Below are 22,569 nucleotides of genomic sequence, written 5' to 3'. Positions count from 1 at the left end.
TGGGGGTTTATTATGGAGTATGCTATTTCAATAAGACATCTGACCAAAAAATTCAATAACTTTACAGCGGTGGATGACCTATCCTTTGATATACCTAAGGGAAAAATATTTGGATTTTTAGGGCCAAATGGTTCTGGAAAATCCACCACCATAAGAATGATTTGTGGAGTGCTAAGACCTACCTCTGGTGAAGGGAAAGTACTTGGCTATGATATTATAAAAGAATCTGAGAAAATTAAACAAAATATAGGATATATGTCTCAAAAGTTTAGTTTATATGAAGACTTAACTGTGGAAGAAAATCTTGATTTCTATGGTAATATCTATATGTTACCTAAGGAAAGATTAGAGCAGAGAAAAGCAGAATTGATTGAAATGGCCAATCTAAAGGGTAAGGAAAAAAGTTTGGCAGGTACCCTATCCGGTGGATGGAAGCAAAGGCTTGCTTTAGGCTGTGCACTGATACATAGTCCTAGCCTACTAGTTCTAGATGAGCCTACTGCAGGAGTTGACCCTGTTTCAAGAAGAGAGTTTTGGCATACAATAACGAAGCTCGTTAAAGATGGTATAACTGTCCTAGTAACCACCCACTATATGGATGAAGCCTCTATATGCGACATTACAGCTTTTATATACAATAGTAAACTTATTACCATTGATACTACAGCTAACTTATATAAAAAGCATGGGACAAATAATTTAGAGGATATATTTATTGATTATGTTAAAAAGCTTTCTAGTAGAGATGTTATATCATCTTTTGATGAGCTAAAGCTGTCAAAAGATTAGGGGGAAAATTCAATGAAGTGGAAAAGATTATTTACTATTACAAAGAAAGAGTTTATACATATAAGAAGAGATAAAGCTAGTTTAGCCATAGCTATAGTTATGCCAATTATGATGCTGTTTTTATTTGGTTTTGCAGTAAACACAGATGTAAATAATGTAAACTTGGTTGTTTATGATGGAGATAAAACTTCTGATAGTAGAGATTTAATAAATAAGTTTACAAATTCCAATTATTTCACCCTATATGATATGGTAAATTCTCAAAAGGAAGTACAAAAAACTATAGATATGGGTGAAGCAAAGGTTGGGCTTGTAATTCCACCTGAATTTGCAAAGAATCTTACAAAAAACAATCCTGCAGAAGTTCAGGTGCTAGTAGATGGCTCAGATCCAACCATAGCAAGAACTGCACTGTCTTACTCTTTATTAATTGGGAATAACTATTCTCTTAAATTAAAACAAATAAACACACATAGCAGCGTTAATGTAAAACCTTTTACTTTATACAACCCAACTATGGAAAGCAGCAATTATAATATACCTGGAGTTATAGGATTAATTTTGCAAAACATAACGGTAATACTAACTTCCTTTACCATGGTAAGAGAAAAAGAAAAAGGAACCATAGAACAACTTATTATGACTCCCGTTACAGCCCTTGAATTAATTTTAGGAAAGTTAATTCCTTATACTATTATAGGCTTTGCTGATATGATAATAGCACTTGCTTTAGGATATTTAATATTTGGAGTTGTGGTAAAGGGAAGTATGCTTTTACTTATTTTATTAGGTACACTATTTTTGATATGTTCCTTAGCTATGGGAATGCTTATATCAACTGTAGCTAAAACTCAATTGCAAGCCATGCAAGCCTCAATTGGATTGCTTTTGCCAAGTGTACTTCTTTCAGGATTTATGTTTCCAAGAGAGGCTATGCCAAAAGTTGTATACTACCTTGGTAATATTTTACCTATAACATACTTTCTCCAAATACTTAGAGGGATAATAGTAAAGGGTGTTAGTTTTTCTTATTTAATAAAACCAATTTGTTCCTTAATGCTTTTAATTGTTCTTATTGTTCTTATTACTATGAAAAAGTTTAGTAAAACATTAGATTAAATATAAAGAAGCAGTAGATTGCTCTATTGCTTCTTTTTATACCTTTTTTTTCCAGGGGTCTGGCCCCTATTTTAAGTGGATAATTTATATGACGATGTACAAACTAACTCTGTAAAGATATTATGCTAAGGAGGTATTGTCATGGCAAAAGATAGTCAACCAGATAATAAAAAAGCAAGAATGGAAAAATGTAATTATCAAACACCAATAACTGAAGAAGGGCATAACCATAATCCTAATGCAAAACATAAGTCTATAAAGAATGAGGGCTTTAAAAGTGCTCATTTTAATAGATTTGGTAATTAAATATCTTAATACAAAATATAACCAAGTGAAAATTCACTTGGTTATATTTTACTTAAATCTCTCCATCGGTAATATTCTTAACAACTTTATTATTATCCAAAATTTTAAATTCACTTGGATATGGTACTGCTTCAAAAGGTATGGGGGTTTCTTCTATTCGATTATTCTCTGCTAAATATCTTAAATGAACATCTTCATAATTTTCACCTTTACTTAACCAAAAGTAATCTTCTAAACACATTGCCCTAGTTCTTCTGCATAGTTCCCAAAAATCATAATCAATTAATCCCATAACTTTTAATATCTCATCTATGTTAGCCCTCTCTTTTGGGACAACTCTATCCTCAAGCCAAAATATAATATCCTCATGAGAAGGTTTATAATCTATATTCCAATTTTTATAACTGTACATACCTAATGGCAGATACTTTCTATCTGTAATCTCATCATATTTTATAAAACTAAATTTTTTAGTATTTGTATCATAAATAAGATCTCCAACTGTGATATCTTTACACATTAATATATACTTATCTATCATAAAATACCCCTTTCTATTAAATAATAGTACCTAGTTTCTAGTAAATACTTAATACATTCAATTCTGAATTCTGATAAATACTCCTTATATTTATCTACTATATCAAATAATTCTTTTAATGATACTTTAGGCAACTTAACATCACCAATTAACTCTAATTGCTTATAATGTGACTCAGAAAATGGCTTACATTCATCTATCATTTCCCAAGTTTCTTTATCATCTTGACTTAATTCAAAATCTTGAATATCTGCATATAGGGATAGTCCATGATCATAAAGTGGAGCAAACTTTATAATATCTCCATCCTTATTTACAACACTAAAATTCCTTAAATGTCTATCAATATTATTTATTAAAAAGTCTATTACTATCATTCTGTCTATATCTATTTTGAAATTTGGAATTATGGATATAACTTTATCATATAAATTTTCTCTGCTAGTATTACCTAAAATACTTCTAATACTCATTAATGATTCATTCTCTTTTAAAAAATCCTCTGATATATTTGCTAATACTTCTTCATTAAAACCAGGTAATTTCATTTTACTTAAAGTGTTAACTGCACATTCTATATTAAACTTTCTAATTATCTCACTAGCAATGACTTCACTAACTGGTTCTAGTATAGAAAATTTATTTTTTAGTTTAGTTCCTGTCTTAATAAAAACTTTTTTCCCATTCATATTACCTATGCATTTATATAACATTCCTTTTGACGTACTAGTAAGACTTAACTCTCTTAAGTTATCGATTATCATAAAATCACCCTTGCAAAATAAAATTTTATCTTTATTAATATTTATATTATATACCATATTAAAGGAAATAACATTAACGATGTATGCTCACTATTTTTTTCATATGGCTAAGAGTTAGTTTTATCCTTTGTGAATGTTGGAGGAAAGAAGACCAGCATTACAGTAAATAATATAAAGGATGCAGTAACTGCTGCAGAAGCAAATGCCCTTATGGACACTATAATTGCTCAAAATGTCTTTGAAGCAAAAGACGGCGACTTAGCTAGTAAAAGTGGTGCTTATATAGTAGACAGAGAAAAAACTGAAATAATTAAAGAAGAGAGCTTTATTTAAAACTCTCTTCTTTCTAAATTACTTTTACATAAAACTTTCTGCTTCTTGGTCCATCAAATTCACAAAAATATATGCCCTGCCAAGTGCCAAGCTTCAACCTTCCATTTTCAATTATTACGCTGCATGATGAACCCATTAATGAAGCCTTTATATGTGCATGAGAATTTCCTTCCATATGAAGATATCCATTTTCTTCAGGAAAGGCCTTGTTTAAACCCGCTAAAATATCATGTACAACATCTGGATCTGCATTTTCATTTATTGTTACCCCAGCAGTGGTATGAGGAATGAAAACTACAGCTATTCCATCCTTTACATTACTTTTATTTACTTCTTCCTGTACAATTGATGTTATATCTATGAACTGCTCTGATTTTGTAGTTTTTAATAAATGTTCCATGATTTCACCCTTTCTATCAAGTGATTCTTAGGTTCAGGTGGAGTTTGCTTATAAGGAATACCTTTTCTCCATCTGAAGCTTAGAAGAACTTATCCAGGCGCGTATCAGTGCTTATCCCCACTTTGAAGAAAAGCAGATATCCCAAATCTATGATTTAGTGATAGTCGCTTTCACAGAGTGCGATGGTGGTGTTAGCAATGGTAGCAATCGGATAAAATTAAATAACCTAACTGTTATATGTATGTTATAGACTTAATCTTATCAACTATTTATAATAAATTGTTAATTGCGGATACGGCCATAAAAAGCAGCTACCTAAACAGCCACCATACGCCTTCCTTTTCCCCTCTTTCTAAATTAAATCCCAGTTCTTCTGCTACTTTTACAACTTCTTCCTTGGTGCAAACATTTGAAAAATCTATTTCTATCTGGTTATTTTTTAAACCCTTTTCTCTTAGCTGCTGTTTTATATAAATTCTAACATTTTCAAGGTTACTCACTTCTGTTATGTCTTCAGCTGTATTTTCACCAGTACCGAATATCTTTTTTATAACTTCCTTAATGCCCATAGCTTTTCTCCCTCTTTAAGAATTATATGTATGTATTCATTATACGTTATACTCATGAATTATCTTAACCTATTTAATATGGTGAATAAGGTAATAATTCTTTTATACACACTTTCTGTATCCCATCTTGAGTTTGTATTAAAACTTTAATATCAGGAGCATACTGCATAAGTAGCTGCCTACAATTTCCACATGGAGAAATTAAGGTATTATTTTTTTTGGAGACCTTACTGCAACAATAGTATCAAATTCACGTTCCCCTGCTGTAATTGCTGTGCCCATTGCTATATATTCAGCACATGAACCATGCACCGCATATACGTTTACTCCAACATAGATGTTACCATTTTTGCAACGTAATGCTGCACCTACTGTGTGATTTTCATCAACTTCATCAAAGTTCTTATTGATAACTTTTTTTGCTTCCTCAATTAATTTCAAATCATTATTATCAATCATAATTAATAAATCTCCTTTATTGGTAATCATTTTTAATTCGTCATATAAGAAGATTATGAAGTAAAAACTTACTGTATTTCACTCTTACTCCAAGTAATTTTTCTTTGTTATATATCCCTTACTTCTACCCACTGGTTGAATCATATAATTTATAAAGTGAAATAATATTGGATATGATGTTAAGTAAATATACGGCAAATCGTATATCGTTAAAATAATCCCAAAAGCAATCATACAGGCTGAATTAAAGATTGAAATGTAGAGTTGAAGCTTTAAAAACTTTTCTTTGTCTACTATGATAAATGTAAAATTCTCATAATATCTATTGTAATAATTCACCTTATTTTTACATGAAAGTGAGTAGATTAGAAACAATATGCCAGAAAAGATTACAATTAAACTATCTATATCCAAATCGTTGCTCCTTTCTATAAAATAATTATTAGTTCGCATTAAATTACTCTTGCGTTACAAAGTATGAAGATTACGATGAAAATTCTATGCTCTAGAGCATAGAATTTTCATCGTAGAAGACATTGAATGAGCCTTAGAACGGCTTTATTTATAAATTTAAAATACCGTTAAGAGCCTCCTACTGTCTGAGCGACAGCGAGTTTAGGCGGCTTAGGGATTTTAAACTTATAAATATTAGCCGCTCTTGACGAAATGAACGCCTTCCTAGATGAAAATTCTATATAATCCAGAGCATTAAAAATGTTGTAATTAATTACAAATGTAACTTAATTAATATTATAATTGCTAATAATGTCCTTTAAACCCACTTATTAGGAATATATGCATTTTTACTAATATATCTTTTTCTTTTTATAATATCTTTTAACAGCATAATCTCGCAACAAATTCCATCACTGTAGGAATATGTATAACTATCTTCAGGAGTCATATCTTCATCATTTTTAAAATAGCTATATTTAATGTCAAGCTCTTTAATTATTGAACTTGCTTTTCTTATTTCTCTATTAAGTAACTTGATTAATTCTTTCTTTTTTAGAAACTCTTTATCATTAATATACTCTACTAACATATCCAAAACAAATCCGTGTCCTTCATTATGATCTAGCCACCACTGGTCATTCTGGTGATTATGTAATAAATTTTCATCTTTATCTATAGCTTTTAATCTATTACACTGCTCAATCAAATATCTTTTATTCAAATTTGTTCCCCCCAATAAAATTTAAAAGTGTATGTTTATTATAAGTTATAGTCTTAGTGCTTCACAACATTGTAATATAATAATAAAAAGGCAAAATAATGACCACCAACTAGTTAGTTACAATTGGTGGCTGTGAATTTTATAAATAATTCCTTATTCTATATATAACTTGGCTATTCTAACTATATCCTCAAAGTTATTCCTATATTTTAAAATATGTTCAAGTAGTTCTTCATGTTTAGGTTCCTTGTACCTATGAGATATTCTATTTCTAATAAGTCTTGATTTTTCAAGAAATAGATATATATCTTCGTTTATTATTCCATCTTTTTTTAGGATATTTAGACTTTCATGTATTGATATTCCTATCTTATATTTTTTCATATCTTTAAGAAGTATTGAAAAAAAATCTTCTAATATAGTATGAAAACTGACGAATAACTGCCTTAAGCTTGATTTTGCTAACTTAATAATTAGGTTATCATCTTTTTTATTCTTGAGCACGTCTAAACACTCATCTATGTCTGCAATGCACTCTTGCATATCTTCTATAATTTTTCTTAATCTTTCTTGATTCATGATAATACATCTACCTTTCTAAAATACATAAAGTTCTCGTTTTCTTTATATATTCTGTCAGTTTCGTTGTACAAAATCTCTAAAGACATTCCATCATCTTCCGTATAAATAATTTTTCCAGTATTTAAAATGCTTATCTTTACAAAAATATCTAAGCTTTCACTTCTAAGGTCTAAAACATCTATTTCTCTATTTAAAAGATTTTGGAAAAATAGCTCTATTTCTAAAATATTATCTAGTTCCATTGATTTACTAGCTAAAAGAGCTATGTCCACATCTGATTCCTCATTGAACTCATTATCTAAGTCATCACTAACAATACTTCCAAACATAAGCATGGTTGTGATATTATATTTTTTTATGAAGTTAAATACCTCTTCTGACTTTAACTTTTCTATTATCTCTACTTTATCATATGCTTTATCCACTTATTAATTCACCTACTTTTGAATAATGTACCTTCAATAGCACAGAAATACTTATTGTAAAAATTATAGCCTATCACCTTTGCAAAATAGAATTTTATCTTTATCAATAATTATATTATATACCATATTTAAGAAAATAACATCAGAACTGTATGCTTATAACATAAAACGTAAGTTTTATTCCTTTTGAAAACCATTGAAACAGTCCTCCTTTATATTTTTCTTCTGGAATCCATTTAAGAGAATATCTATCTTGACTTATAAAGCCCCGTTTCATTTCTGCTCCACAATATGGACATTTCATATAATCATCACCCTTTCACAACTAAAATAAATCTTGCCACTTGCCATGTGGATGGCACTTTCAAATAACCTTCTGGTACTCTATAAATAAAATATATATCTACATATAAAATTTTTTAAAGCTTACTGCCATTATATAAATAATTATCCCTAAAATGTATTTAAATTTGTAATCATACCTAAACACAAATAGCATCCTAAATGTTTAGGATGCTATTTTAACTTAAACTATGGTACTTTTTACCTTATGCTCTACTAATAAAAATTTCAACAAAAATACCTTTATGCTTTAGTATTTTTAAAAGTTAATATAACGCTTTCTTTACTACTTTCTAAAAATATTTCTAAATATATAATATTTGAGTAACAAAATTCTTCTATTTGTTTTTCACTTAACTCCCTCTTATAATAATCATGAGTAAATCTATTACGCAACTTTACAGAGTTATATAAAAACTCCTTTAATGTTTGATCAAAGAAACCCATATCATGAGCCTTTTCTATAAGTTGTAATGAAGCTGTACTGCTATCAATTTTTGCATTATTGATTACCAAATAACTTTCACACATATCTATAATATATTCGCAGAAGTCCTAGAAATAAGCAAAAATTGCTCTTCTAGTTATCTTATCATTATCTTTCCTATATTTATACAAAGCACTTTTTAAATCTTCTAGAGTTTCATTAACACACTTATATTTCTCTAAAAACTTTTCCTTTTTATACTTATAATATGGACTCATCTATAATCCCTCCAAAATAGGTATACTGTTCATCTATTTTTAACCTTTTTTCAAACTCTATATTGTTTCTTGCAAACTTCAATACATAATGTTGAAAATCAAACCATCTATCCTCATCTATAATAAAGATATTATCACTATCCACAGCCATCCTTGCATATTTGCAATGAAAATCATTAAACAAAATGAAGGTTAGATGAATGTCCTTATATTCATAAAAATCCTGAAAAATTGGGATAAGTTTGTCTTCTATATTCAATGTATCCATATAAGTGCTATTAGGCGATGTAACCACTGCTAAATCTATATCACTTCTATCTTGAATCCAGTACTCTGTACCATAACTTCCAAACTGTGATACCCCTACGATTCCTTGTATTTCTTTCACTCTATTAATAAGAACTTCCCTATCCATCTATTCACCTTCTTATCTATGATTTTTATAATTTCTTAAAACTAATATTTTCTTTACAACTATTATATCACTATTTTTAATTCTTAAATGAGCAAATATTTAATAATTGGGGATGCATCCATAAAAAATGACTATCTAAATAGCCACCATACGCCTTCCTTTTCCCCTCTTTCTAAATTGAATCCCAGTTCTTCAGCTACTTGTATAACTTCTTTAATGCCCATAACTTTTCTCCCTCTTTAAGAATTATATGTATGTATTCATTATACGTATACTGCTGATGTTCCACAATATTGTAATGATACAACTAAAAAATAAAAAGTATCAGCCTAGACTAATACTTTTTAAATCTTATTTATGTATTATATTTTTGTAACTCTTTATGGAATCTATATTTTAGCTTATTCTTTAGTTTAGTAAAAATCTCTACATTGAAATTACATTATTTTGTACTAGTACATCTTTATCATCTTCATTTTCTGGTTTATATCCTTTTACAAGAAGTTCTTTTATGTAGATTTTATTATATACAAATGAAAAAATAATACCAGAAATAAATGCACCAATTCCCATAGTTGGAACACCAACTGCAATACTAATTGCAACCATAATTAATGCCCACTTAATATCTCCTCTAACAAGTGGTACTATAAATCCAAAGAAAAATGTAGTCCAGGAAAATCCATATTTAACCTCCTTAATTACTCCGCTGTCATGTTTCATTCTTAGTTTCATCTTTTGTCTTCCTCCTATAAATTATCTAATAATATTCCGTTCTATATTATACTACATAATTGGCATAATTTCTTTATTTTTTTACAATAATTGCATTGTTTTTTTACAATAGTTATATTAAATTTACAATAGTTATATTAAATTTACAATTTTATACCTAAAAAGAAAACTACGACAAAAAAACACCAGGTGGCTTGCCCTGATGCATAAATATTTCATATATTGTGCCTTCCTTATTTCTTGTTTAAAGCTAATACTGATTTCACAGCTTCTCTTATCTCTTCATATCCAGTACATCTACAAATGTTAGATTCTAGCCATTCCTCAATAGTTTCATCATCTGCATAAGGGTTGTTTTTTATAAGTCCATAGCAGTTCATTATGAAACCAGGAGTACAATACCCACATTGAAAGCCCATTTTCTCTATAAAAGCTTTTTGAATGGGGTCTTCCTTCAAACCCTCAATAGTAATTATTTTATGTCCAACGGCCTCAACCGCCAATATAATACATGATTTAATTGGTATTCCATCTAAAAGCACAGTGCACGTACCACAATCTCCATTTTCACAACCAATTTTTGCTCCAGTTAATCCTAAATTTTCTCTAAGTACTCTAAGCAGTGTGTCTGCTGGCCTTAAAATCAAGCTTCTCTTTTCTCCATTTATGTCTAGCTCTATTTTTGCCTCTTCAATATATGATATCATATTCCCTCACCATCCAGTGTTTCCAAAGTATGCTCCAGTAAATTTCTTAATACAAACTTCTTATATTCAGAAGAGCCTTGAATATTTCCAAATATAGGAGCTGGCAAATGGCTTATAGCCTGTTCTATTCTCTGTTCTTTCGTAATAGCTCTATTATTTATATACTTTTCCATTTCCCTAGATCTGAATGGAAATGAGCAGACTCCACTAAATGCCATTTGAATATTATTATTCTTTTTAATTGCAGCCATACTAATTAAAGGATACTCCATCTTCCCTTGTTTAGTTTTTTTCACACTTATATAAGGTAAAGTAGAGTAACTCATTTCTGCTGCCAATTGAAAAAGAAACTCCCCCTTTTCCAGTTGAAGCGTTTGATTAAAAGCCTGCATTATTGGAACAATCCTTTTACCTTTTTCTCCGTATATGCATGCACTGCTGTCTCCAATTAAATGGCCTAAAACTGACTCCTTATATATAATTTTACCGCAAATATTTCCACCAACTGTTATCTTATTACGTGATGTATGATCCGCAGGAAAGTCTGCTGTGTTGCTTATAAATGAAATTAATTTACTCTCATCAATATGATTGAGTGTAACTGCAGCTCCTATTATCAGCTTGTCGCCTTTTATTTCAAATACATTACACTCAGGAATTCCTTTAATATCTATTACTGCCTTTGTAACCAGATCATTTCTTCTTGCCATAGTAATTATTTCTGTACCACCAGAATAATATAAAGGTTCCTTTCCACTTTCGCTAAGCTTTCTATACAGCTTTACTGCCTCACCCAATGAATCAGGTTTATAGTATTCAAAATTAAATGCAATCATTAATGCCCCTCCTCTTTTACTTTCCAAATTAATTCAGGTATCAACGGCAGCTGATTAAGAGGCACCTCTGCTGCACAGGATAAACTATTTGCAAGTGCTGCAGGCATTCCAATTACACCATATTCTCCAATCCCTCTTGCACCATATGGTCCATCTAAATGTGGAGTTTCCACAAAATCCACAAGATATTCTGGGTTTTCTCCTAGCCTCATAATATCATATGTTCTTAGCTGCTTATTTTGAATAATACCTTTATCCGTAAACAAAAATGCTTCTCGACTGGCAAAGCTGAGCCCCAAGTTCATGCCACCGGACATCTGCCCCCTTGCCACTCCAGCATTAATAACTTTACCTGCATCTACAACACAAGCAGCCTTTATAATTTTGTAGGTATATTCTTTTTTATCAAACTCTACCTCTACAGCTGCTGCTCCAACAGTCCATTCAGGACCTGGATTGCCTTTGCCAGTTTTAGGATTTAATTTTGTTAGATCCTCAAAAGCATAACTTCCTCTTCCAATAACCTGTGCTCCAACTGTATTCCCATTAGGCAAGGTATAGCCAAATGCAATTTTACTAATTTCTATTCCTATTTGAGGATTGCCTCTTAAATATACTCTTCCGCTACCAACCTCCAGTTCAGCTGGTGAACGTCCTAAAATAACAGCAGCAATGTTACATAGTTGATTAATTGCATCCTCTGCTGCCCTTAAAACTGATCTTCCAATTAGCAAAGTAGTCCTGCTTGCAGCTGTTTTCCAGTGCTCAGGATCCGTCTCAGTATTAACTTCCATTGCTACATAAACTTGATCTACATTCATTTTCATTTTCTCTGCTAATATTTGTGCTAAAGCTGTTTTAGTTCCCTGCCCTATTTCAACTGCAGCACAAGTAAGATTAATACTTCCATCTGAATTAAATGTAAGAACCGCTCCTCCCCCTGCATTCAAAGATGTATTTGAATTCTTCCAGAAGCAGCTTACACCTTTAGCCCTAACCTTACCGTCCTTAGTTTCAGCTTCATCTACTTCTCCCCAATGTATTAGCTTAGTTAGCTTTTGTATGCACTTTGGTAAATCCCCTAAGTTGCTTCTATTAAGCAAGGTCTGGGTAGCACTAGTATCTCCCGGTAAAATTACATTTCTTAACCTTAATTCTAAAGGGTCCATTCCTAGCTTATCCGCTAAAATGTCCATTGTTCTTTCTACCCCAAATGTAAGTTCAGCATGACCAAATCCTCTGAAGGCTGCGGCATAAGGATGATTAGTATACATGCACAGTGAGTCACACCATACATTTTCAATATTGTAAGGCCCTGTACAGTCTACCCCTGCTGCTTTACTTATAATTACAGCTCTATCAGAGTATGCGCCACCATCAAATAAATAGGTTATCTCTGCAGCTGTAAGCCTCCCAGCTTTTGTACATCCAAATTTTACTTTGGCGTCAAGACCTATATGAACCGGAGATGTAATTAAATCTTCTTCTCTTTTATTAGTAAGTTTAACCTGTCTTCCTCCAACAGCTTTTGAACACAAATAAGCAATAAACTCTAGCTGCACAGCTGTTTTACCTCCATAGGCCCCGCCTACCAAAGGTACATGAACAATAACCTTGCCAGGGTCGATATTAAAGAAATGACTTATAAGTTTTTTTATGGTAAATGGAGCCTGAGAAGAGGAGTATATAATAACCCTTCCATCTGGTAATATTCTTACTCTTACGGACCTTGTTTCCATAGCAGCATGGTCAGAAGGGGGAAATGAAAAGCTTGCCTCCACAGTTACCTCACTTTCATACCATCCTTTTTTCATGTCACCTTTTCTAATCTTAGTTCTGTTAGCAATATTTGTGTTAGGTTCTGGAAAAACTTCATCAATAATCTCATACTCACCAAGTTTTTCATGAACTAGCGGTGAATCTTTTTTTAATGCTTCACTTGGAGAATTCACTACCGGTAAAGGCTCATATTCTACTTTTATCATCTGAGCAGCTTTTTCAGCCTGAGCCTCACTGTCAGCTACCACCACCGCTACAGGTTCACCATTGTATCTTACTTTATCTATAGCAATGGGAGGTCTATCAACAATTGTGGATCCAACAAGCTGTGGAAAGTATTTCCCTGTTAACACGGCCCTAACTCCGGAAACGCTTAGTGAATTCTCATATTCAATGGCCTTTATTCTTGCATGGGCATAGGGACTCGTTACCATTCTTGCATGCAAAAGTCCAGGTGCTTCATAATCATCTGTATACTCCGCTGCACCTGTTACTTTGTCTAAAGACTCTTTTCTTGGTACACTTTTACCTATTACATTTAGATCATACATGGACTACTCCCTAGAATAATATCATTTTCTTTTATAATATATTTATCATAATTAATTATTATGAATGTAACCTTGTCACTTTTCCTTATTTATTACATAATATACAATAATATAAAAGTATATTAGGAGGATTAATGTGATATATTTTTGTCCTATTTATGGTGAATGGGTTAGATACTCCAGGGATAGCAAGCTCAATTATAGTGGATATTGGCCTCCTAGGAACATAAGGGCTGAAGTAATAGATCAAACAATCATCGATAAATGGAATACTGTCTCCGCCCCTCCTGCACCTGAACTGAAATCAGTAGCAGTTGATCCAAGAACCAGTGCACTATTAATATTAGATATGGAGACCTCTATATGCAAAAGCCCTCGCTGCATAGCTTCTATCCCTAATATTCATAATTTATTGATGAAAGCCCGCAAAAATTCCATGCTAGTTGTGTATAGCCTTACACATGCGGGAAATCCTGGAGATATTTTTAAAGAGATAGCTCCTATGCCAGGTGATCCTATTGTAAAATCAAACGTAGATAAGTTTTATAAAACCAATTTAGAAGAAGTATTACAAGAGAAAGGTATTAAAACTGTTATAGTTACTGGTTATGCCGCCAATGGTGCAGTCCTTCACACAGCTACCAGTTCTGCTTTCCGCGGTTATAATGTTATTGTTCCCGTTGACTGCATGTCTGCCAATAATCTTTATGCCGAACAATACACTGCATGGCATATGCTTAATAGTCCTGGAACTAGAAACCGGGCAGTTCTAACGAAAGTTGATTTAATTAGCTTTTTACCACTATAAGGATAATAAAAAGATGGCAACTACAATGCAGTGCCATCTTTTTTATTAAAAATTTGTTTTTTCTATATAGTGACAATTAACGTCGATATAGTTTAAGAACAACAATAATCTTTCATAAAGTGGGTGAGCTTTATCACCATACTTCGCTTCTAGATTTTCTCCAATATCTTTTACAGTTTTCTTGCCATCTATTTGTAAAAATGCGCAACTTCCATATTCATCCAGAGAAATTCTTTTATATTCTGGAATTCTAAATTTAAGTTTTCTAAAGAAGTTTTGGACCTTGTGATCTTGTTTTTCAAGTATAGTCACAATATTGTCCTTATCTACTTCATACTCTAAACTATCAGAGATTTGAAATATTATGCTTAAAACCTCTTCGTTATTATTCAGCATTTTTCACCTTACTGTTCATTATAGGTATTATAGTAGCTATTACCAGACCTACTAATATTAAAAATGCCATTCCATTAGAAGCAGTGAATCCACTTGGTCCAGCTCCTTTTATAACGCCTGTTACTTGAAGTACTATACCTACAAGTCCTATTATAGAACCACCAGCAACAAGTCCAGATGATAAACTTATACCATTAGAAACTTTAACTTCTTTTTCTTTTTCAGATTTACAAGTTCTTTCTACAAATAGACGAACTAATGCACCTATTAGTATTATAGAAGTTGTAGCTATTGGTAAATAAAATCCTATAGCAACTGTCATTACAGGAAGCTTTAATAAGAATAAAACAACTCCCATAACAGCACCAGCAATTATCATAACCCAAGGTAATTTACCTGACATTATACCAGCAGTTAATGTTGACATTAAGTTAGCTTGAGGTAGTGCAAATGGAACGTTATCACCAGTCATTGCAAGCTGGCTTGAAAGTAATAATATAGTAGCAACAACTACTATAACACCAACTATACCAGCTATAGCAAAGTATTTTTCCATCTCATTTTTGTCGCCACCTATTATGAAAGTAACTTTTTGTGATTGAGAATAACCACCAGCCATAGCTATAGCAGTAACTATAAATGTACCAAATAAAAGTAATGATCTGTTGCTTTCAGGATTTTTCCATCCCATTGCAACGAATAATAATGTTACAACAACTATAGAAGCTATAGTCATACCAGATACAGGAAGGTTCGAAGTTCCTATAGTACCAGTTAAACGACCAGAAACTATAACAAATAGTAATGATAAGAATAATGATAAAATAGAAGCAGCTATTGCCATTAATATATTGCCACCAGATATCAAGAAACCGCCTATGAAACCTATTACTATACCACCAAGTAATATTATGTTTCCAGCAGATGACCCCTCACCACTATTTGAAGACTTAGCATTAATAGTTTCTTTTATGGAAGATACTATTGTAGGTATAAGCTTTATAGCACCTATTAAACCACCAGAAAGCATCATTCCAGCACCGATATATTTTACATAACTACCAGCTATATGTTTAACCTGCATAGCGTTTATAGCAACATTAGGATTATTCCATACAGATGCACCGTCTTGTGCAAGAGCAGCGAAGTAACCTATTAAAGGCATAATACAGAAGTTAGATAATATAGAACCAGCAAACATAGTTAAAGAAACCTCTAAACCAACTATATATCCTATACCTAATAATAGGGGATTGACTTCAACTTCAAATTTCCACTTGTAGAAGGTTTCGTTTACATAGCTTATAACGTTGTTAGCTACATTTAAAAATGAACTAGTTACAACAGTTATAATACCGCCTATTCCAAAGCCGATTCCCATGTACTTCATTGATTCTCCAGCACCTTCTGAAGCAACAAGTGTTTCAGCTATAGCCATTGACTCAGGGTACATTAATTTACCGTGTTCTTCAACCATTAAATAATTGTGAACAAGGGAAGCTGTTCCTATACCGAATAAAACTCCACCTACACCAACAATAAAACCTTCTAAGAAAGTAACTTTAGAACCTATTAATAGAATTGCTGGTAAAACAAATATTATACCACTAGCAACAGATTCTGCACCACTTGCCATACCTTGAATTAGGTTTTTACCAAGAATACCTTTTTGTTTAGAAAATGCAGCTATAAGAGCGGAGCCTAGTATAGAACCAGGTATACCAGCCGCAACTGTAAGACCTGATTTCATACCTGAATAGGCAGTAGATGCTGCGAACAAAGCAGCCAAAATGATACCAATTATCAATATGACACCGTTTCCACCAGATTTAGAACCACTAGAAACGTAAGGTACGTAGTCTTTACCAGCTACACCACCATATGCATATTTAGATAACTTTTTATCCACGATATATCCCCCCAATGTATTTTATATACATATAATGATATATTCTCCATTAGGATATATTATTCTTAAAATATTTCATAATATAAATTTTTTATAAATTATAAGGACCAAAGAACAAAATCTTTGGTCCAAACATTTAATTATTTTACATTCTTCAATACTTCCAATAAGTATTCCCACGTCCTTTGAACTGAAGAAATACTCATATGTTCATTTGGAGTGTGAACATCATATAGATTTGGTCCAAAAGAAATAGCATCTATTTGACCAAATTTTTCTGCAAACAGTCCGCACTCAAGCCCAGCATGAATTGCAGTTATATGAGGTTTCTTTCCGTACATTTTTTCATATACATCTTCAAAAATTGTTCTTATTTTTGAATCAGGATTATATGCCCATTCAGGGTAACCAGATTCTGAAGCAACACTTCCGCCATTCAGTTTAGCCGTTACAACTAGTCTATTAAATAACTCGCTTTTTAAGCTTCTAACGGAACTTCTGATTGAGGTTATGAATTCTACCGAATCTTTATGAGTAAAAATCACTCCAAGATTCAAGGAGCTTTCTACTAAGCCCTTAATATCCATGCTCATCGAAGTTACCCCATTTATAACTAAGTATAAGTAGTTAACTACATTATTAGTTGATTCTTTTGAAAGCATTTCTGGAGGCAAGGTAGATAAAACTTCAAATTCTACTCTTACGTCAGGATCTGGTGTTCTCAATTCAGTTTTAAACAATTCTTCACACTCAGATATTTTTTGTTCAACTAAAGCTTTATCCTCAGCTCTTACTAAGATAACAACATCTGTTTCACGTGGAATAGCATTGTGCTTAGATCCACCGTTTAATGAACTGAGTCTAAAATCTATTTCAGATAAAATAGACATAAGTATACGACCCATTAATTTATTAGAGTTGCCTCTTTCTTTATCTATTTCCATTCCAGAATGTCCACCTTTTAAGCCTCTTATTCTAATTATATATGGAACAAGGTTTGCATCTATTGCTTCCCATGCTGCAGGAATTGTTGTTTTAACTGTAACTCCACCAGCACAGCTCACTAATAGCGTACCTTCTTCTTCGGAGTCTATGTTAATAAGTGTTCTTCCTTCTATATTTTTAGGGTCTAATGCCATTGCTCCATCCATTCCTGTTTCTTCTGAAGTGGTAACAAGCAATTCTATTGCCGGATGTTGATATTCATTAGAAGCCAAAATTGCTAGTCCCATTGCAACCGCAATTCCATTATCTGCTCCCAAAGTTGTGCTAGTTGCATATATCATGTCATCAATTATTCTTAACTTTAGCGGATCCTTAGTAAAATCATGCTCTATACCTATATTTTTTTCACACACCATATCCATATGACCTTGCAAAACAATAGCAGGACTGTTTTCATATCCAGGTGCTGCTTTCTTTTTTATAACAACATTTAATGCGGAATCCTGAACATATTCTAGATTATGCTCCTTAGCAAAGGATACTAAATAGTCGCTAATCTCTTTTTCATTTCCAGACCCTCTTGGAATCTGTGATAGCTTTTCAAAGTATTTAAATACTTCAACTGGTTGCACATCTTTAAGTACTTCTATCATTGTCATTACCACCCTTTCTCACATTATACTTTTTATGGGGGTATTTCAAAATATTATAAATATCCCTATAGGTATATTTACCACAAACTAAAATAAAAATCAACATGCGTAATTTTACATATTTTTTATATTTCTATATAAGATATTTTTTGATTTTCTATTAAGTTAATATCGGTTTTGAATTAAGTCATATCATCCCGAAGCGCGTCAATAATATTTTCTCTTTTTATTTTTTTAATGGCATGCAGCATTGTAATGAACACCACAAGGAATACGCTAAACACGCTGATTGCCATACTGCTCCACGGGAACACAAAATCGATATTGTCCGATCCGCCAGCGACCATCCCTTTGTAAATCAGCCAAGAAGAGATTGCCGCTATGGGAAGCCCGAAGAGCAACGCCCTCATGCCATAAAAGGCACACTCGAAATTCATCATCTTTTGGAAATCGCGGTCAGACATCCCCACAGAGCGGAGCATGGCAAGCTCCCGCCTGCGCAGCTTGATATTCGTGGAAATGGTGTTGAACACATTAGCAACCGCAATCAGCGAAATCATAATGATAAAAGTATAAGCGAACACGTTAATAATGAATATATAATTGCGGCTATCATCAAGCATTTTATGCATATTGTACAGGGTATACTTGGATGTAATTCCCGCCCCCTTAATCATCGCTTCCATTTTAGCCGCCGACTGTGTGGGATTCTTTGACCGAAAGGTCAAGCCCTTAATAGCCACATGGGCATCGGGGGTTTCAAACTTTTCTTTGAGCGAATAGGGGACCATCACATTAAAAACGAACGGATTATTCGACTCGGAGTTTTCTAGGATTGGGAGTGTATCAGGCGGCACGGTATTGACAAACTTAATGCTTACGTTTTGCCCCTGTTCCATCTTCGGCTTGCCATTTGTTTCGGGAGCGATGGTAAAATTCATGGAAGAACTCTTGAACATATCAATAAACTCGTCAACCTCATGCTGCCGATTGGCTTTCATGTGGCTTGGCATTTTGGCAACGGCGATCATTTTCGCATTTTGCCCGGTATATTCCTCTGCGGGCAAGCCCAAGCCTTTGATAATATTCAGATAGGCGCTGTCATCAAGAAACTGGATGTCCATTGGCAGATTAACCGTTTCGTCCAGCGTATGTGAACCCAGGTATTTCCAGCAATAGTCTGAAAGATCGCTTGCTTTGACAGCGCATGAATACTTCATAAGCGCTTGATACGAGCTTTCGTAAACACCATCGGCGGTTTTTAGTTTGTCGTAAAGCTGCAACATTTTGCTATCGTCCATGTCCTGCGTGTCCAAACCGATGTCATAGGTAGTAAACACTACTACCCGCTCCGACGCCTGTTTCAAATCCGTTACAAAAGCACTGGTCGATATAAACAGCACTACGCTTAAAACAAGTGATAGCACAATGCTGCGATAGCGTTTCTTGTTTCTTTTAAAATTCTTTAGCGCAAGGGTTCCCTCCAAACCGTAAATGCGCTGCGCTAGTTTTGACGTTTTCACAGCTTTGGAATCGATTTTAACCTCGTTGGTCTGGCGAATACTCTCCATCACGGGAGTGCTTGCGGCCTTTCGAGCCGGGATATAGGCCGAAATCAGAATTGTAACCATGCTAACCGCCGCCGCAACGACAATCACGGGGATGGACACCGTCAAGGTTAAAGGTACGTTGCTGTACATAACGTTCCCGAAATTCTTGGCGACAACGGAAATCACAAGCCTGATACTGCCTATGCCGACAATAACGCCAATAGGTATGCCGACTGCACCAATGCAAAGTCCCTCAAACAGCACCGAATTTCGCAGCTGCCCCGCTGTGGCTCCCACCGACGAGAGAATCCCGAACTGGTGTGTGCGTTCGTTCAGCGACATGTTGAACGCATTATAAATCAGAAAAATCGAGCCTATCATTATCAAGGCAACCAAAATGCCGCCAACCGAGTACAGAAACATGTTAAACACATTATCTTCCGAAAGACCCATGAAGCGCAACACATTATCGTTAAAGACATAGCTATGGCTGACCGCTGTGCTACTTGCATAATCGTGAACACCACGCGGGTTTTTAAGCGTGACAAATAGGCTTAAGCTGTCCGCTTTGTCTTGTGCATCTGCTTTCGTTATCAAGGTATATCCCGGCGCGGAATATTCCTCAAAGCCGGGTCTTTGGCAGATACCGACAACCCTGTAGGTTCTCTTGGATTTTGGCATAAGAGTTTCTTTCCCGGAAATGTAAGGGTCGTGTTGACCGAGATTTTTGTTGCCCTCCATGCGGCTTCCGACAGCAAGTGAAAGCGTGTCACCCACCGGGAATTTAACGCCGCCGTTTGCTTCGACGCTCATCGAAACAAGAATCTCCCCACTGTTTTTCGGCAATCTACCTGAAATCAGGGTTATGGGCAAGGTATCAAAGGCTTCCTCGCTAAATCCGGCTATAAAAAGATACGGCTTGTTGGGGTTTTTCCCTCCGTCAAGTTTTGCGTAGCCGATATTTTCAAATGTTGTGGTGTTTGCAACTCCATTGTCGAGAGTTCGTTCCTGTGCGAAAGAGGAATCAACATCCAAAAACTCGACGTGCCAACCGCCGTATTTCTGTGCCGCGCCGTTTGCCAAATAGTTCAGCAGGGAAACGCCAAAGGTGACTACGGCCGTGATCATGGCAGCGGACAGAACAACTCCGATTACCGTTACAATCGTTCGTGTGCGACTCTTTTTCATGCCTTGCAGGGTAACTTTGTTGAAAATGTTCATGGTCTCACCCTCTCATCTCGCACTACTTTGCCGTCTGATATGCCGATAATGCGGTCTGCTTGCGGGCGATATTTTCATCATGCGTGACAATGATAAGGGTCTGACCATATTGTTTATTGCTTGCTTTCAGCAGCTTGATGATTTCATGTCCATTTCGGCTGTCCAAACTGCCCGTGGGTTCGTCGGCAAGCATGACCGCCGGAGCGTTCATCAAAGCGCGTCCTATGGAAACGCGCTGTTGCTGGCCGCCCGAAAGCTGATTGGGTAAATGTGTTTTTCGGTCTTGCAGCCCAAGCAGTTCCAGCAAGTCATCAAGCCTCTCCTTGTTGACCTTCCTCTTGTCCATCAGGATAGGCAAGGTGATGTTTTCCACCACATTCAGCGTGGGAATGAGGTTGTGAAACTGGTAAATCAGTCCGACCTGTCGCCTGCGGAAGATAGCGAGTTTTTCATTGCTTTGGGCATATACATCCTGCCCGTCCAAATACACCTTTCCGCTTGTCGGCACGTCCACGCCGCCAATGATGTGAAGCAATGTAGATTTGCCGGAGCCGGAGGAACCGATGATTGCGGTAAACTCCCCTTTTTCGATTGTAAGCGAAACATGGTCAAGCGCGGTAACCTGATTTTCTCCCTTACCGTAGACCTTGCATAAATTTTCAATTTTTAAAAACTCCATTATGTGAGTCTCCTTTCTCATGTTTTACCTATATAATAGAACCTTCAACTTACATCTCTGTGACTTTCAGGTGAGAGATTAGTCACTTTGGGAAACGAATGGCAAATATCGCGCCGCCCTGAGGGTGATTTTTAGCGGTAATCGTCCCTCCCTGCCGTGTTATAATCATCCTGCAGAGAGCCAATCCAATCCCGTATCCTGTAGCACCTGCGTTTTTCCCACGATAGAACCTGTCAAACAGGCATGGTAAATCCTCTTTTTCAAAGCCCGCGCCGCTGTCGTGGATGGCAATCTCGGTAAACAATGAGTTGTCCACGCAAACAATCTCAATCTTCCCGTTCTCGCCTGCGCTTTCCATGCAATTTTTGAGGATGTTTTGAATTGCTTCCGAAAGCCAACCTGAATCGCCCTGAATCATCATCCCTTTCGGCACGTCTGTTTGCAAAATAATATCGTGCAGTTCCATTGAGATTAGGAACGGGCGAAGCGCGGCGCATATCAAGTTGCTTACATCTATCTGCTCGCTTTTAAGCACCACAATGCCCGCGTCCAGGCGGGATAATTTCAACAGGGAAGTAAGCAGCCAATCCATCTGTACAAACAATTCCTTTGTTTCCCGTATCAATGCTTTCCGTTCATTTTCGTCAGAGTTATTCTCTAACAATGACAGAATAAGGTTCACGGATGTGAGAGGGGTGCGGAGTTGGTGGGCTATGTCAGCCAGCGAATCGGCAAGATGTTCTTTTTCTTTTTTCAGTGCGTCGTTTTGCTCCCGAATACGCAGCGTCATTTTTGTTATCTCGCTTTGCAGAATGGAAAGTTCGCCCTCGTCCGATTCACCAATATACAGATGGTCAGCGTTATGAAGCACAAG

At 34.7% G+C, this 22,569-nt stretch carries 25 protein-coding genes and 2 pseudogenes; 5 read left to right on the top strand and 22 right to left on the bottom strand.

What is annotated here, in order from left to right:
• Window positions 1–12 precede the first annotated feature (12 nt).
• The 3 genes from CRN98_RS15230 (at window position 13) to CRN98_RS17800 (ending at window position 2,214) form a co-directional block, all read left to right on the top strand.
• Window positions 13–789: an ABC transporter ATP-binding protein gene (locus CRN98_RS15230; protein ID WP_097028281.1), complete on the top strand. Its 777-nt coding sequence runs from the start codon at window positions 13–15 to the stop codon at window positions 787–789.
• Between the two features lie 12 nt (window positions 790–801).
• A complete protein-coding gene (locus tag CRN98_RS15225) occupies window positions 802–1,908 on the top strand; it encodes an ABC transporter permease (protein WP_097028280.1) in 1,107 nt (368 codons plus the stop codon).
• 141 nt (window positions 1,909–2,049) lie between these two features.
• On the top strand, window positions 2,050–2,214 hold the full coding sequence (locus CRN98_RS17800) for a hypothetical protein (RefSeq protein WP_179632193.1): 165 nt from the start codon (window positions 2,050–2,052) through the stop codon (window positions 2,212–2,214).
• 52 nt (window positions 2,215–2,266) lie between these two features.
• On the opposite strand, the gene CRN98_RS17995 is transcribed toward CRN98_RS17800, so the two are convergent.
• Both CRN98_RS17995 and CRN98_RS15215 read right to left on the bottom strand, forming a co-directional pair.
• Entirely contained in the window at window positions 2,267–2,755 is a 489-nt protein-coding gene (locus tag CRN98_RS17995; protein ID WP_242961005.1) for a hypothetical protein, read from the bottom strand.
• Window positions 2,752–3,519 (bottom strand): HipA domain-containing protein, encoded by a 768-nt coding sequence (locus CRN98_RS15215; protein WP_179632191.1) that lies wholly within the window; start codon window positions 3,517–3,519, stop codon window positions 2,752–2,754. The genes CRN98_RS17995 and CRN98_RS15215 overlap by 4 nt, the downstream gene beginning before the upstream one ends.
• A 126-nt stretch (window positions 3,520–3,645) precedes the next feature.
• Between CRN98_RS15215 and CRN98_RS15210 the strand changes: the two are divergent.
• Window positions 3,646–3,852, top strand: a pseudogene (locus CRN98_RS15210) (DUF2922 domain-containing protein); the annotation flags it as partial.
• 13 nt (window positions 3,853–3,865) lie between these two features.
• Here the strand turns inward: CRN98_RS15210 and CRN98_RS15205 are convergent.
• From CRN98_RS15205 to CRN98_RS15150, 14 genes are all read right to left on the bottom strand, one after another.
• The gene (locus tag CRN98_RS15205; protein WP_097028277.1) at window positions 3,866–4,252 is read right to left on the bottom strand and encodes a secondary thiamine-phosphate synthase enzyme YjbQ; all 387 of its coding nucleotides are present in this window, start codon (window positions 4,250–4,252) and stop codon (window positions 3,866–3,868) included.
• Between the two features lie 311 nt (window positions 4,253–4,563).
• A complete protein-coding gene (locus tag CRN98_RS15200) occupies window positions 4,564–4,821 on the bottom strand; it encodes a hypothetical protein (RefSeq protein WP_097028276.1) in 258 nt (85 codons plus the stop codon).
• A 201-nt stretch (window positions 4,822–5,022) separates the two neighbouring features.
• Complete coding sequence (locus CRN98_RS15195; protein WP_242961003.1) at window positions 5,023–5,280, bottom strand: cytidine/deoxycytidylate deaminase family protein; 258 nt, start codon at window positions 5,278–5,280, stop codon at window positions 5,023–5,025.
• Window positions 5,281–6,052: 772 nt separating this feature from the next.
• Window positions 6,053–6,457, bottom strand: a complete 405-nt coding sequence (locus CRN98_RS15190) for a transporter (RefSeq protein ID WP_097028275.1) — start codon at window positions 6,455–6,457, stop codon at window positions 6,053–6,055.
• A 153-nt stretch (window positions 6,458–6,610) separates the two neighbouring features.
• Window positions 6,611–7,036, bottom strand: coding sequence for a hypothetical protein (locus CRN98_RS15185; protein ID WP_097028274.1), 426 nt, complete (start codon window positions 7,034–7,036; stop codon window positions 6,611–6,613).
• Window positions 7,033–7,464, bottom strand: a complete 432-nt coding sequence (locus CRN98_RS15180; protein WP_097028273.1) for a nucleotidyltransferase family protein — start codon at window positions 7,462–7,464, stop codon at window positions 7,033–7,035. The genes CRN98_RS15185 and CRN98_RS15180 overlap by 4 nt, the downstream gene beginning before the upstream one ends.
• 142 nt (window positions 7,465–7,606) lie before the next feature.
• Window positions 7,607–7,768: a PF20097 family protein gene (locus tag CRN98_RS17795; RefSeq protein WP_179632189.1), complete on the bottom strand. Its 162-nt coding sequence runs from the start codon at window positions 7,766–7,768 to the stop codon at window positions 7,607–7,609.
• A 281-nt stretch (window positions 7,769–8,049) separates the two neighbouring features.
• Window positions 8,050–8,337, bottom strand: a complete 288-nt coding sequence (locus CRN98_RS17990; protein WP_242961002.1) for a hypothetical protein — start codon at window positions 8,335–8,337, stop codon at window positions 8,050–8,052.
• A 24-nt stretch (window positions 8,338–8,361) separates the two neighbouring features.
• Entirely contained in the window at window positions 8,362–8,511 is a 150-nt protein-coding gene (locus CRN98_RS17985; protein ID WP_242961001.1) for a hypothetical protein, read from the bottom strand.
• Window positions 8,495–8,926 (bottom strand): nucleotidyltransferase domain-containing protein, encoded by a 432-nt coding sequence (locus CRN98_RS15170; RefSeq protein WP_097028272.1) that lies wholly within the window; start codon window positions 8,924–8,926, stop codon window positions 8,495–8,497. Before CRN98_RS15170 ends, CRN98_RS17985 begins: the two co-directional genes overlap by 17 nt.
• Before the next feature lie 426 nt (window positions 8,927–9,352).
• A complete protein-coding gene (locus CRN98_RS15165) occupies window positions 9,353–9,661 on the bottom strand; it encodes a hypothetical protein (protein WP_097028271.1) in 309 nt (102 codons plus the stop codon).
• Between the two features lie 233 nt (window positions 9,662–9,894).
• Window positions 9,895–10,368, bottom strand: coding sequence for a (2Fe-2S)-binding protein (locus CRN98_RS15160; protein WP_097028270.1), 474 nt, complete (start codon window positions 10,366–10,368; stop codon window positions 9,895–9,897).
• Complete coding sequence (locus CRN98_RS15155; RefSeq protein WP_097028269.1) at window positions 10,365–11,204, bottom strand: FAD binding domain-containing protein; 840 nt, start codon at window positions 11,202–11,204, stop codon at window positions 10,365–10,367. The genes CRN98_RS15160 and CRN98_RS15155 overlap by 4 nt, the downstream gene beginning before the upstream one ends.
• The gene (locus tag CRN98_RS15150) at window positions 11,204–13,534 is read right to left on the bottom strand and encodes a xanthine dehydrogenase family protein molybdopterin-binding subunit (RefSeq protein ID WP_097028268.1); all 2,331 of its coding nucleotides are present in this window, start codon (window positions 13,532–13,534) and stop codon (window positions 11,204–11,206) included. The genes CRN98_RS15155 and CRN98_RS15150 overlap by 1 nt, the downstream gene beginning before the upstream one ends.
• A 136-nt stretch (window positions 13,535–13,670) precedes the next feature.
• On the opposite strand from CRN98_RS15150, the gene CRN98_RS15145 reads away from it, so the two are divergent.
• Window positions 13,671–14,342, top strand: a complete 672-nt coding sequence (locus CRN98_RS15145; RefSeq protein WP_097028267.1) for a cysteine hydrolase family protein — start codon at window positions 13,671–13,673, stop codon at window positions 14,340–14,342.
• 45 nt (window positions 14,343–14,387) lie between these two features.
• Here CRN98_RS15145 and CRN98_RS15140 read toward each other — a convergent pair whose 3' ends face one another.
• The 6 genes and pseudogenes from CRN98_RS15140 to CRN98_RS15115 form a co-directional block, all read right to left on the bottom strand.
• On the bottom strand, window positions 14,388–14,738 hold the full coding sequence (locus tag CRN98_RS15140; RefSeq protein ID WP_179632187.1) for a PqqD family peptide modification chaperone: 351 nt from the start codon (window positions 14,736–14,738) through the stop codon (window positions 14,388–14,390).
• Window positions 14,728–16,647 (bottom strand): OPT family oligopeptide transporter, encoded by a 1,920-nt coding sequence (locus CRN98_RS15135; RefSeq protein ID WP_097028266.1) that lies wholly within the window; start codon window positions 16,645–16,647, stop codon window positions 14,728–14,730. Before CRN98_RS15135 ends, CRN98_RS15140 begins: the two co-directional genes overlap by 11 nt.
• A 140-nt stretch (window positions 16,648–16,787) precedes the next feature.
• Window positions 16,788–18,245, bottom strand: coding sequence for an aminoacyl-histidine dipeptidase (locus CRN98_RS15130; protein WP_097028265.1), 1,458 nt, complete (start codon window positions 18,243–18,245; stop codon window positions 16,788–16,790).
• A 182-nt stretch (window positions 18,246–18,427) separates the two neighbouring features.
• On the bottom strand, window positions 18,428–21,016 hold the full coding sequence (locus tag CRN98_RS15125) for an ABC transporter permease (RefSeq protein WP_097028264.1): 2,589 nt from the start codon (window positions 21,014–21,016) through the stop codon (window positions 18,428–18,430).
• A pseudogene (locus CRN98_RS15120) lies at window positions 21,013–21,695 on the bottom strand (ABC transporter ATP-binding protein). Before CRN98_RS15120 ends, CRN98_RS15125 begins: the two are co-directional and overlap by 4 nt.
• An 82-nt stretch (window positions 21,696–21,777) precedes the next feature.
• Window positions 21,778–22,569, bottom strand: a 792-nt coding sequence (locus CRN98_RS15115) for a sensor histidine kinase (protein ID WP_099458741.1), incomplete at its 5' end; no start/stop codon positions are given.

Origin of the sequence: Clostridium peptidivorans (assembly GCF_900205925.1) — a bacterium.
Lineage (GTDB): Bacteria > Bacillota > Clostridia > Clostridiales > Clostridiaceae > Clostridium_AK > Clostridium_AK peptidivorans.
This window is presented reverse-complemented; position numbering and strand designations above follow the sequence as displayed.